Source organism: Vibrio sp. QJM3NY_35 (assembly GCF_057785915.1).
On sequence record NZ_CM173507.1, the window covers coordinates 2927051 to 2939295 of the forward strand.

The following is a 12245-nucleotide window of genomic DNA, read 5'->3' on the forward strand; positions in this document are numbered from 1 at the left end:
AGATCAGTAACTCATTAATTATAATGGGTTACGCTAAAATGACTCGAATTTTACTGTTCAGCTCACTCAACGCAGCTTCAAGGCTTGGTTCAGGTTGGCTCAAGTGATTTATCAAGGTCATGAAATAGCTATCCATAATCAATGGCATTTTTTCAGAAATAGATGCATCGACATTAACCGTCTGAAACAGTGCCTGATCAAAGGTGCGGTAATAGTCTAGATCCCAAATGACCTCTTTGAGTAACGCTCGACTTAACTCAACATTATCAAAATAATAGCGGTAGTAGTGTTCAATCAGCGAGATACCGACATCCACAGCACATTTATCTTGCTCTGCCGCTAACACCTCCTGACCAATCTTTTCCAACTGCGATAGCATCCCTTCTCGAAGGATCGTCAGCTTGGTTTCAAAATGACTAAACACCGTGCCATCTGCCACACCCGCATGACGAGCGATCTGTCGAGTTGTGGTGTTGTCATAACCATTTTCCCCAAACAACTTCCAAGCAGACGCTAAGATCTTCTGTTTCGTTATCTCTCTCTTACTCACGAAAATACACCCTTCTCAAATCAAGCTTGATCATACTCTTAGTGCTCTAACTTGACAAATTGAGCGCGCTCAATTATAAAAATGAGCGCGCTCATTTTAATTTGGAGATACGGACATGATGAATTTATTAAACCGATTAGGACAAGTGCTTATATTTCTGCCCACGATCTTTTGCTTCTCTTACCTACTTCGACCACTACTGATGATGATTCTAATTCCTGGCGGTTTATGTTTATTGGCTATTTTGGGAGGACAAGAAGTAAGAAAGCCCTTGTATACGATGCTGAAAACATCGTTATGGCCAACGTCGAGTAGAACGCGAAATAGGGATATACAAAGAAAAGAAGCGAAGCAGTAACAACAACTAACGAGTAAGAGGAATCATATTGAAAACAACAAAAAAGGCGGACAACCTAAGTTATCCGCCTTTCCTTATAAAAGCTTATAGTTATAAAAACTAACTAGAAATTAAGCTTCTACTTTATTCATGTGTACATCCATTTGCGGGAATGGAATTTCGATACCTTCTTTATCCAAGCCTTCTTTGATTGCTTGCATCAGGTCGAAGTAAACATTCCAGTACTCTGCAGTGCTAACCCATGGACGAACCACGAAGTTAACTGAAGAGTCAGCAAGTGTGTGAACACCCACTTGAACGCCAGGTTCTTTCAACACGCGCTCATCAGATTCACAGATCTTAGTCAGAAGTTCTTTGGTCTTTTGTAGATCAGCACCGTAAGAAACACCGATCATTAGGTCGATACGACGTGTATCATGACGTGAGTAGTTCGTGATTGGGCTACCGATAACGCTGCCGTTTGGTACCACAACCATTTTGTTGTCAGGTGTTGTTAGAACAGTTTGGAAGATTTGAATTGAATCAACTGACCCCGCTACACCACCGATTTCCACGTAGTCACCAGACTTAAATGGACGGAACGCAACGATAAGTACACCAGCAGCAAAGTTAGATAGTGAGCCTTGTAGAGCCAGACCGATAGCTAAACCAGCTGCACCAATTACAGCAACGACAGATGCTGTTTGAACACCTAAGCGACCAAGAGCTGCAATTAGAACAATAACAAATAACAAGTAACGAACTAAGCCATGGATAAACTCGATAACCGCTCGGTCCATTTTCTTCTTCTGAAGAACCTTAGACACGCTATTCGCTACTGCTTTAACGATTAAGTTACCAATAAATAGAATAACGAGCGCAGAAATAATGTTTACACCGTATTGAATAAACAAATCTGAGTTATCCGTTAACCATTGTTCTGCATTTGAAAGACCATCCACAAGCGGGGTCTCAATCGTTGTAGAACTCTCAGCCATAATGTGCATCCTCTATGTAATATGCTATGAGCTAAACTGCCTTAAGCCAAATCTACCAAACACAAAGCAAACAGTTTAATTCCTGTTAAGTCATTGTTTTAAAAGTAAATTAAAGCCAAGTCCTTTTTTATAAACTGAACCAAGTCCAGTTTTTCGGCACGATATCCTATCTTTGACAGATTGCAAAGTCATATTTATGTAAGCTTTTGAAATAATAAAACTTACTGATAAACACAAATACCGATAACTAAAAGACTACGAAATTTATTCACCGCACGCTAGGTTTTTCACATAATTAATACAAGTTTTTATCAGACATAAAAAAACCCGCTCAATGAGCTAACACTGATCATTTAAGCATTTTCCTGATCAGTTGAACGATCCTACAGATGGTTAACAATACCCTTAAGCACTTTTGTTTAAGGGTATTTTTTTATGCTGTCACACTGGTTAATCGATGTTGACGATTTTGCTAATCCAGAATCTCTTTCTTTGTTCCAAAAAGACCTTCCGCTAGATTGGATAAACCAAGCTTTATCTGAAACGAATAAAGCGAGTATGCGCCGTAGAAAGCTACCCGCAGAACTCGTTGTATGGTTAGTCGTTGGTATTGGTCTATATCGAGATAGACCGATTACCGATGTACTCGATAAGCTCGACCTCAAATTGTCTAATTCATTGGGTGAAACGATTGCACCTAGTGCAATTCCTCAGGCAAGAAAACGCCTCACCGCTAAGCCTTTAAAGTCATTATTCTCAATCACAGCAAAGCACTGGACACAGTCGGAAGATGCGGGTGATAAATGGAATGGTTTGAGCCTATTTTCAATCGATGGCACACAGTTTAGAACTCACGATAACCCAAGCTTAGCTGAGCATTATCAATATGTTTACTACCGAAAAGACAGGCACACTGAGTACCCAATCGTTCGAATGTGCGCACTCACATCACTACGGAGTCGCCTTATTCATGATGTGGCTTTTGGGGATAGTTCTAAAGGTGAAATCAGCTATGCAAAAGATTTAATTTCATCAGCAGTTCCGAATTCATTGACCATTTTTGACCGTTGCTACTTGAGCGCAGAACTAATGCTTAACTGGCAACAAGAGCATGGAACAAGCCACTGGATGACGCCAATAAAGTCAAATGTGAAATATGAAATCATCGAGCAGCTCGATGATGATGGGCGAGATCTGATTGTGGAGATGAAAGTCTCTCCCCAGGCTAGAAAACAAGCCCCGAGTCTCCCTGAAACGTGGAAAGCTAGGCTAACTCTATATCCCGATGACGTTGAACAGCAACCCAATCATATACAAGGGCTGCTAACTTCTCTAACAGATAGAAAATACAGTTTAAAATCATTATTAGATGTGTACTTCGAAAGGTGGGAAATCGAGAATAGCTATGGCGAGATTAAGCATGACATGCTTGGAGATGAAATCCTGCTCCGCAGTCAATCTGTAGAGGGTGTAGAGCAAGAGATATGGGGTATCCTTATCGCGTATAACTTAATCCGTCTGGAGATTAGCCGAATAGCAAAAGAGGCTGAAGTCTCGCCACTTAGGATAAGCTTTACGATGGCACTTCGAGATATTCAAGATGAGCTAATGTGGTGTGCTATCGCCTCCCCAGGTTCGGTTCCCAAAAAGCTGCGAGCAATGAGAGAGCGAGTGAAACGTTATATTTTGCCCGAAAAACAAAAACGGCCCAAAGATAGGACCGTTCGTTTTAGTAAGACTCGCTACACTGTGCTATCTAAACACCTTAAATGATAGGTGTTGGCTCAATGAGCGGGTTTTTAAAACTTAAAGAGTACTTAATTCAAAGAATTATAGTACGTCGATAGCGTTAAGGTCAGCAAATGCTTTCTCAAGACGAGTAACCATTGAAGCTTGACCAGCACGTAGCCATACGCGTGGATCGTAGAACTTCTTGTTTGGTTGGTCTTCGCCTTTAGGGTTACCGATTTGGCCTTGTAGGTAATCGAAGTTTTCAGCTGAGTAAGTACGGATACCGTCCCAAGTTGCCCACTGTGTATCAGTATCGATGTTCATTTTGATAACACCGTAGCCGATAGACTCTTGGATTTCTTCTTCAGAAGAACCAGAACCACCGTGGAATACGAAGTTTAGAGCGTTAGGTGCGATACCGAACTTCTCTGCACAGTATGCTTGAGAGTCACGTAGGATAGTTGGAGTAAGTACAACGTTACCAGCTTGGTAAACACCGTGTACGTTACCGAAAGAAGCCGCAATAGTGAAACGAGGGCTAACTGCGTTTAGAACTTCGTAAGCGTAAGCTACATCTTCAGGAGAAGTGTAAAGCTCAGATGCGTCCATATCAGAGTTATCAACGCCGTCTTCTTCACCACCAGTACAACCTAGTTCGATTTCTAGCGTCATGTTCATTTTAGCCATGCGCTCTAGGTACTTAGCACATGTTTCGATGTTCTCTTCTAGAGACTCTTCAGAAAGATCGATCATGTGAGAAGAGAAAAGAGGCTTACCAGTTTGTGCGAAGAACTCTTCACCAGCGTCTAGTAAACCGTCGATCCATGGAAGAAGTTTCTTAGCAGCGTGGTCAGTGTGCAGGATAACTGGAACACCGTAAGACTCAGCAACAGCGTGTACGTATTTTGCACCAGCAACAGCACCAAGGATTTGTGCGCCTTGACCTTCAAGTTTAACGCCTTTACCAGCGAAGAAACCAGCACCGCCGTTAGAGAACTGAACAACAACAGGAGCTTTAACTTTAGCTGCTGCTTCTAGAACACCGTTGATTGAATCAGTGTTAACAACGTTTACAGCAGGAAGTGCAAACTTGTTCTCTTTTGCGATTTCAAATACTTTCTGTACGTCATCGCCAGAAATTACACCAGGTTTTACAAAATCGAAGATCTTAGACATGGAAATAGTCCTATTTATTCTATCGTTTTAAGATTAAAAAACTTAAGTTCAAAAACTTGCAATCGTTTGCTCACAACTTGCGCCATTCTAGCAAAAAAATGTGATATGCAGCAAACGTTAAAAGGCGAGATTCACATCTCGCCTTTCTAAATCAATTATGCTTTAGCACGCTCTTCAAGCATTGCTACTGCAGGAAGTACTTTACCTTCAACGAATTCAAGGAAAGCGCCACCGCCAGTAGAGATGTAAGAAACATCAGCTTTGATACCGAACTTGTCGATAGCAGCTAGCGTGTCACCACCGCCTGCTACAGAGAAACCTGCAGACTCAGCGATTGCTTTAGAGATACCAGCTGTACCCGCTTCGAAGTTCTTGAATTCGAATACGCCTACAGGGCCATTCCAAAGGATAGTTTTAGCGTTGCCGATAATTTCAGCTAGTGCCGCAGTTGAATCTGGACCAAGGTCGAAGATCATGTCGTCATCTTGAACTTCAGAAACGTGCTTGATTTCAGCTTCTGCGTTTTCGTCGAATGCTTTAGCACATGCAACGTCAGTCGCTACTGGGATAGCACACTCTTTCATTAGCTTCTGAGCAGTTTCAACTAGGTCCGCTTCGTATAGAGACTTACCTACGTTGTGGCCTTCTGCAGCGATGAATGTGTTCGCGATACCACCACCAACAACAAGCTGGTCAGCAATTTTAGAAAGAGATTCTAGAACGGTTAGTTTAGTAGAAACTTTAGAACCACCAACGATAGCCACTAGTGGGCGAGCTGGGTTGTCCATTGCTTTACCAAGCGCTTCAAGCTCAGCAGCTAGAAGAGGGCCAGCACATGCTACAGGAGCGTAAGTACCAACGCCGTGTGTAGAAGCTTGAGCACGGTGAGCTGTACCGAATGCATCCATTACGAAGATGTCGCATAGTGCAGCGTATTGCTTAGAAAGTGCTTCTTCGTTCTTCTTCTCGCCTTTGTTAAAGCGAACGTTTTCAAGAACAACAAGTTCACCAGCGTTTAGCTCAAGGCCGTTTACGTAATCTTTAGCTAGTTTAACTTCGCAGTCTAGTGCGTCGTTTAGGTAGTTAACTACAGGAGCTAGAGAGAACTCTTCGTTGTATTCGCCTTCAGTAGGACGACCAAGGTGAGAAGTAACCATTACCTTTGCGCCAGCTTCTAGGCAAAGTTTGATAGTTGGTAGAGATGCAAGGATACGTGCATCTGAAGTTACTTTACCGTCTTTTACTGGTACGTTTAGGTCAGCACGGATAAATACGCGTTTACCTGCAAGTTCCAGGTCAGTCATCTTGATCACAGACATGATTTGTCCTCTCAAATTTAAATAAATATAAAGTTTTGGAAACTCAGCAACCCTGCTAAGCCTATAAATTATTCAACTGGTAATTCTTTCACTACTAATAATATGTGGACTCTTAGTATTTATTTCAAGCTAAAAAATAAATAATCCGCACATTTGCTTCTAGGTCTTACTTCTTGCCTTCAGAAGCTTGCATTGCAAGAACCGTATCCAGCATTCGGTTCGCAAAGCCCCATTCATTATCACACCACACTAGCATTTTAACTAAGTGGCCGTTGCTCACTCGCGTTTGTGAACCATCAACGATTGCGCTATGGGGATCGTGATTAAAGTCGATGGAAACGAGCGGCGCTTCAGTATAGTCAACTATATTGTGTAATGTACACTGGGATGCATTAACAATGGTTTGATTTACGTCATTAACTTTCACATTTGCATTAATTGTGACACTTAAATCCATCGCTGTTACGTTTACCGTCGGCACACGCACAGATATAGCTTCAAATTTGTTGGAAAATTTCGGGAAGATTCTTTCAATACCTTTATGCAACTTGGTATCGACAGGAATGATCGATTGGCTTGCTGCTCGAGTACGACGCAAGTCGCTGTGATACGCATCGATAACTTGTTGATCATTCATTGAAGAGTGAATAGTCGTAATCGTACCGGACTCGATGCCAAAGGCGTCATCAAGAACCTTAATGATAGGGACAATACAGTTGGTGGTGCATGAACCATTGGAAACGATTCGGTGGTCAGCTTCGATGGTGTCGTGATTCACACCATAGATAATGGTGTTATCGAGGTCATTGGCACCAGGGTGAGAAAACAGTACCTTTTTCACGCCAGCAGCGATGTGCGCGAGGCCGTCATCTCGGCAACCATAAACACCGGTACAGTCGAGAACAACATCCACCTCAAGGTCACGCCAAGGCAACAGATCAATATCAGCAAGATGTAAGATACGAATGGTATCAAACTCACCCTTGTCTTCAGCACCAATGCCATGATGGACATAAATGTGCTCTTGATCGTTAGAGATTTTCTTACCGAAGCGGCCGTGACTGGTGTCGTACTGCAATAGGTGAGCCATAGCGTCAGGCTGAGCAAGCTCATTGACAGCTACTACTTTGATTTGTTGGCTTTTGCCACTTTCATAGACAGCGCGTAATACATTACGCCCTATTCGTCCAAATCCATTTATCGCGACTTTTAGCATAGTTCCGTACATCTAACCAAAATTTCGTGCAACAGATGATAACTGAATCCTGCCCAAAAGGCATTACTTGAATAACTCAGCTTGTTCATGACAGATTGATCTGTTGCTTATAGAGATGAGTCTAGGAGAAACAAATCCCAGAGACAAAAAACCGAGCTCAGCGCTCGGTTTTTTTATTCATTTCATTGTTAGCACTAAGCTAGCAATCAATGATTAAGCAAGAAGCTCTTTCGCGGTGTTTACTACGTTTTCAGTCGTAAAGCCGAACATCTTGAATAGTTCGCCTGCTGGTGCAGATTCGCCGAACGTTGTCATACCGATGATCTTGCCACCAAAACCAACGTACTTGTACCAGAAGTCAGCGATGCCAGCTTCTACTGCGATACGTGCAGTTACGTCAGATGGAAGTACAGACTCACGGTATTCAGCATCTTGCTTGTCGAACGCGTCAGTTGCAGGCATAGATACTACGCGTACTGCTTTACCTTCAGCGGTTAGTTGTGCAGCAGCTTCAACTGCAAGCTCAACTTCAGAACCAGTTGCAATGATGATTAGCTCTGGCTTACCAGCACAATCTTTCAGGATGTAACCACCCTTAGCGATGTTAGCTACTTGCTCAGCGTTACGATCTTGTTGTGCAAGGTTTTGACGAGAGAAAATTAAAGATGAAGGACCATCTTTACGCTCAATAGCCAGTTTCCAAGCAACTGCTGATTCAACTTGGTCACATGGGCGCCATGTGCTCATGTTTGGCGTCAGACGTAGAGAAGCGATCTGCTCAACCGGTTGGTGAGTAGGACCATCTTCGCCTAGGCCGATAGAGTCGTGCGTGTAAACTTGGATGTTCTGAACTTTCATTAGAGCAGCCATACGCATTGCGTTACGCGCGTATTCCATGAACATTAGGAACGTTGCGCCGTATGGTACGAAACCACCGTGCAGAGCGATACCGTTCATGATAGCCGTCATACCGAATTCACGTACACCGTAGTGGATGTAGTTACCAGTGAAGTCAGTTGCTTCAAGAGACTTAGAACCAGACCACATAGTTAGGTTAGAAGGCGCAAGGTCAGCAGAGCCGCCCATGAATTCTGGAAGCATTTGACCAAACGCTTCTAGTGCGTTTTGAGATGCTTTACGTGAAGCGATGTTTGCTGGGTTAGCTTGAAGATCAGCAATGATTGCGTTTGCTTTCTCTTCCCACTCAGCAGGAAGCTCGCCGTTAGTACGACGTTTGAATTCTGCTGCTAGCTCAGGGTAAGCCGCTGCGTATGCGTCAAATTTAGCATTCCACGCTGCTTCTTTCGCTGCGCCTGCTTCTTTTGCATTCCACTCAGCTGCGATATCCGCTGGGATTTCGAAAGGACCGTGTTCCCAACCCAGTGCAGCTTTAGTTGCTGTGATTTCATCAGCGCCTAGTGGAGCACCGTGACAGTCGTGCGTACCTGCTTTGTTTGGAGAACCAAAACCGATGATAGTTTTAGTACAGATAAGAGTTGGACGAGGGTCTGCTTTAGCCGCTTCAATCGCTGCATTGATAGCGTCAGAGTCGTGACCATCTACCGCTGGGATTACATGCCAGCCGTAAGCTTCAAAACGCTTAGGTGTATCGTCAGAGAACCAACCTTCAACTTCACCATCGATAGAGATACCGTTGTCATCCCAGAAAGCAACCAGCTTACCAAGACCAAGCGTACCTGCTAGAGAACATGCTTCGTGTGAGATACCTTCCATCAGACAGCCATCACCCATGAATGCATAAGTGTAGTGGTCTACGATGTCGTGGCCTTCTTTGTTGAACTGAGCAGCAAGCGCTTTCTCAGCCATTGCCATACCAACAGCGTTAGTGATGCCTTGACCTAGAGGACCAGTCGTTGTCTCGATACCAGGAGCGTAACCGTACTCAGGGTGACCTGGAGTCTTAGAGTGCAGTTGACGGAAGTTTTTCAGGTCTTCAATTGAAAGCTCGTAACCTGCAAGGTGAAGCAGAGAGTAAATCAACATTGAACCATGGCCGTTAGACAAGATAAAACGGTCGCGGTCAGCCCACTCTGGGTTTGCTGGGTTGTGGTTCAAGTGGCCACGCCAAAGAACTTCAGCGATGTCAGCCATACCCATAGGTGCGCCTGGGTGGCCTGAATTTGCTTGTTGAACACCGTCCATGCTAAGTGCGCGGATTGCATTGGCTAGATCTTTACGAGAAGGCATGTCTGCTCCTGAGTACATAAGCGATTTAAAAAAGAGATAATTGCTAAAGTTTTCATTTTTATTAGCGCGGGTATTCTCTCAAACGACTATTGCGACTGCAAACGTTTTACTGGCATTTTAACGGTCATTTTTCGCAATTTTCGAACATTTACATCACTTGGCAGTGGCTTATCTCAATCGATACGCAAACGATTAGTTATGACATATCATAAAAAAGAGCTTGTAATTCGACCGTTGGAATTTAGAATAGCCGTCTAGATGTAGAAACACCTACAAAATATACTGTATTTAATGGCGGCGCTTCCTAGCTTGCGACGCCATAAACTATTTACACCAAAAACTAAAAGTGGAGCTCTCATGGCTAAGCACCTATTCACTTCTGAATCTGTTTCAGAAGGCCATCCAGATAAAATTGCAGACCAAATCTCTGATGCTGTTCTTGATGCCATCTTGGAACAAGATCCAAAAGCACGTGTTGCTTGTGAGACTTACGTTAAAACCGGCATGGTTATGGTTGGCGGTGAAGTAACAACGTCTGCATGGGTTGATATCGAAGAAATCACTCGTGAAACAGTTCGTGAAATTGGTTACGTTCATTCTGATATGGGCTTTGACGCAGACTCTTGTGCTGTACTAAACACAATTGGTAAGCAGTCTCCAGACATCAACCAAGGTGTTGATAAAGCCGATCCTAAAGATCAAGGCGCAGGCGACCAAGGTATCATGTTTGGTTACGCGACTAACGAAACACCAATCCTAATGCCAGCTCCAATTACTTACTCTCACCTTCTTGTTAAGAAGCAAGCTGAAGTACGTAAGAGCGGCAAGCTTGACTTCCTTCGTCCAGATGCGAAATCTCAAGTTACGTTCCAATACGACCAAGGTAAGATTGTTGGTATCGACGCAGTTGTTCTTTCAACTCAACACTGTGATTCAGTAACAACACCTGACCTACGTGAAGCGGTAATGGAAGAGATCATCAAGCCAGTACTTCCTGCTGAGTGGATCAATAAAGACACTAACTTTTTCATCAACCCAACCGGCCGTTTCGTAATCGGTGGCCCAATGGGTGACTGTGGTCTAACAGGTCGTAAGATCATCGTTGATACCTACGGCGGCGCAGCTCGTCACGGTGGCGGTGCATTCTCTGGTAAAGATCCATCAAAAGTTGACCGTTCTGCAGCTTACGCAGCGCGTTACGTTGCGAAAAACATCGTTGCTGCTGGCATGGCTGACCGTTGTGAGATTCAACTGTCTTACGCTATCGGTGTTGCGGATCCAACATCTATCATGGTTGAAACGTTTGGTACTGAGAAAGTAGCTCACGAAATCATCATTGAAGCAGTTCGTCAAAACTTCGACCTACGTCCATACGGTCTTCAAGAAATGCTGAACCTTCTTCAGCCTATCTACAAAAAGACGGCTGCATACGGTCACTTCGGTCGCGAAGAGTTCCCTTGGGAAGCGACGGACAAAGCAGCAATCCTTGCGGACTTCGCTGGCCTAAAATAATTTAGCCACTGCGATTTGTTTCTTTAAAGCCCTTACTTCTTAGTAAGGGCTTTATTTTTATGTACTTACCAAACCTTCCCCTGCTAGAACACCCTGTCCAAGTCTTCTTTACCGTTAACCACTTAGTATAAAAATCCGCTGATAATTTGTGTTTTCTAGCACTACTGACAATAGTTAAGGTAACTCCTAGGCGATCAAGCTCACATTTAACTCAAATTAATTCAGTCTGATAACGCTCGTTAAATGTACGCAAGAACAATAACTGGGATGACAAAGAGCAGTTTAGCTCAACACCATAACGCTCTCGTAAGCGATACTTCAGAGCCTTGTGGAATTATAACTAGGACGTTATTTAACTAGGGGGATCTATGCCTCGTACCGTGCACCCATCCGAACTACACGATAAGAAACACAAGGTCAGCGATCAGGATTACGCTCGCACCATTCCTTGTAACCAAGTAAGCATATCCGCCCCATTCCACTGGTTATCGCTTGCACTGCATGACTTAGTGAAAATGCCAATAATCAGCGCGTTTTACGGATTGTGTTTCATGGCTGCGGCCATCGCCATCGTGCAACTAGTCCAATGGCAAGGAACACACCTAGTCGTCATGCCAAGCTTGATAGTCTATATGTTGATAGGACCCTTTCTTGCTCTAGGCCTATATGACGCAAGCTGGGAAAGAGAGAAAGGACATTCCCCAAGTTTGTTCCACTCAATGAAAGCAATTACTCGCAACTCCACCCACCAATGGGCCTTTGCGATTGTGTTAATGGTTGCAATGATCTTTTGGGTGCGGATTGCTGCGTTATTGCATGCGCTCTACCCTTCCGTACAAGGAGCACCATTAAGCGAGTTTGCACCATTCCTGATTACGGGTTCAGTGATTGGGTTGGTTATCGCTAGCCTGATATTTAGCATCTCAGCATTTTCGATTCCATTAATGATGGAAAGACGTGTAGATGTAATGAGTGCCATTTTTACTAGCTTCAACGCTGTTAAATCAAACATCCCTGCGATGGTCGTTTGGGCTGGTATCATTGGTACAGGTATCTTAGTCGGCTTCGCGACCTACGGTGTCGGTATGATTGTAACGATGCCATTACTTGGTTACGGAACATGGCATGCTTACCACGAAGTCATCAAAAAGAAACATCACGCTTAAATCGTTTCACGATCGATGAGCAATGTTATGAT

9 protein-coding genes are annotated in these 12245 nt (G+C 43.7%); 3 read left to right on the top strand and 6 right to left on the bottom strand.

Features of this window, described 5'->3' with window-relative positions:
• Window positions 1-28: 28 nt before the first annotated feature.
• Together AC3CH3_RS13125 and mscS are read right to left on the bottom strand one after the other, a co-directional pair.
• A complete protein-coding gene (locus AC3CH3_RS13125) occupies window positions 29-550 on the bottom strand; it encodes a TetR/AcrR family transcriptional regulator (protein ID WP_132762079.1) in 522 nt (173 codons plus the stop codon).
• Window positions 551-1018: 468 nt separating this feature from the next.
• Window positions 1019-1885, bottom strand: a complete 867-nt coding sequence (mscS, locus tag AC3CH3_RS13130; protein ID WP_029405712.1) for a small-conductance mechanosensitive channel MscS — start codon at window positions 1883-1885, stop codon at window positions 1019-1021.
• A gap of 435 nt (window positions 1886-2320) precedes the next feature.
• On the opposite strand from mscS, the gene AC3CH3_RS13135 reads away from it, so the two are divergent.
• The gene (locus tag AC3CH3_RS13135) at window positions 2321-3658 is read left to right on the top strand and encodes an IS4 family transposase (protein ID WP_488537130.1); all 1338 of its coding nucleotides are present in this window, start codon (window positions 2321-2323) and stop codon (window positions 3656-3658) included.
• Window positions 3659-3715: 57 nt separating this feature from the next.
• On the opposite strand, the gene fbaA is transcribed toward AC3CH3_RS13135, so the two are convergent.
• From fbaA to tkt, 4 genes are all read right to left on the bottom strand, one after another.
• Window positions 3716-4792 carry a class II fructose-bisphosphate aldolase gene (fbaA, locus tag AC3CH3_RS13140; protein ID WP_019826255.1) on the bottom strand — a complete coding sequence of 359 codons (1077 nt, stop codon included), beginning with the start codon at window positions 4790-4792 and terminating at the stop codon, window positions 3716-3718.
• Window positions 4793-4947: 155 nt separating this feature from the next.
• On the bottom strand, window positions 4948-6111 hold the full coding sequence (locus tag AC3CH3_RS13145) for a phosphoglycerate kinase (protein ID WP_017059064.1): 1164 nt from the start codon (window positions 6109-6111) through the stop codon (window positions 4948-4950).
• Between the two features lie 166 nt (window positions 6112-6277).
• Entirely contained in the window at window positions 6278-7327 is a 1050-nt protein-coding gene (gene epd, locus AC3CH3_RS13150; protein ID WP_488537309.1) for an erythrose-4-phosphate dehydrogenase, read from the bottom strand.
• A gap of 213 nt (window positions 7328-7540) precedes the next feature.
• A complete protein-coding gene (gene tkt, locus AC3CH3_RS13155) occupies window positions 7541-9535 on the bottom strand; it encodes a transketolase (protein ID WP_050644133.1) in 1995 nt (664 codons plus the stop codon).
• A 357-nt stretch (window positions 9536-9892) separates the two neighbouring features.
• Between tkt and metK the strand changes: the two genes are divergently transcribed.
• Both metK and AC3CH3_RS13165 read left to right on the top strand, forming a co-directional pair.
• Window positions 9893-11047: a methionine adenosyltransferase gene (gene metK, locus AC3CH3_RS13160; RefSeq protein ID WP_004735487.1), complete on the top strand. Its 1155-nt coding sequence runs from the start codon at window positions 9893-9895 to the stop codon at window positions 11045-11047.
• A gap of 368 nt (window positions 11048-11415) precedes the next feature.
• Window positions 11416-12213, top strand: a complete 798-nt coding sequence (locus AC3CH3_RS13165) for a DUF2189 domain-containing protein (protein WP_488537310.1) — start codon at window positions 11416-11418, stop codon at window positions 12211-12213.
• Window positions 12214-12245 lie beyond the last annotated feature (32 nt).

What these genes read in the sequence shown, in the direction of transcription:
- metK (WP_004735487.1), top strand. Translation starts at nt 9,893, where the DNA reads ATGGCTAAGCACCTATTCACTTCTGAATCTGTTTCAGAAGGCCATCCA.
- AC3CH3_RS13145 (WP_017059064.1), bottom strand. Translation starts at nt 6,111, where the DNA reads ATGTCTGTGATCAAGATGACTGACCTGGAACTTGCAGGTAAACGCGTA.
- epd (WP_488537309.1), bottom strand. Translation starts at nt 7,327, where the DNA reads ATGCTAAAAGTCGCGATAAATGGATTTGGACGAATAGGGCGTAATGTA.
- tkt (WP_050644133.1), bottom strand. Translation starts at nt 9,535, where the DNA reads ATGCCTTCTCGTAAAGATCTAGCCAATGCAATCCGCGCACTTAGCATG.
- mscS (WP_029405712.1), bottom strand. Translation starts at nt 1,885, where the DNA reads ATGGCTGAGAGTTCTACAACGATTGAGACCCCGCTTGTGGATGGTCTT.
- AC3CH3_RS13135 (WP_488537130.1), top strand. Translation starts at nt 2,321, where the DNA reads ATGCTGTCACACTGGTTAATCGATGTTGACGATTTTGCTAATCCAGAA.
- fbaA (WP_019826255.1), bottom strand. Translation starts at nt 4,792, where the DNA reads ATGTCTAAGATCTTCGATTTTGTAAAACCTGGTGTAATTTCTGGCGAT.
- AC3CH3_RS13165 (WP_488537310.1), top strand. Translation starts at nt 11,416, where the DNA reads ATGCCTCGTACCGTGCACCCATCCGAACTACACGATAAGAAACACAAG.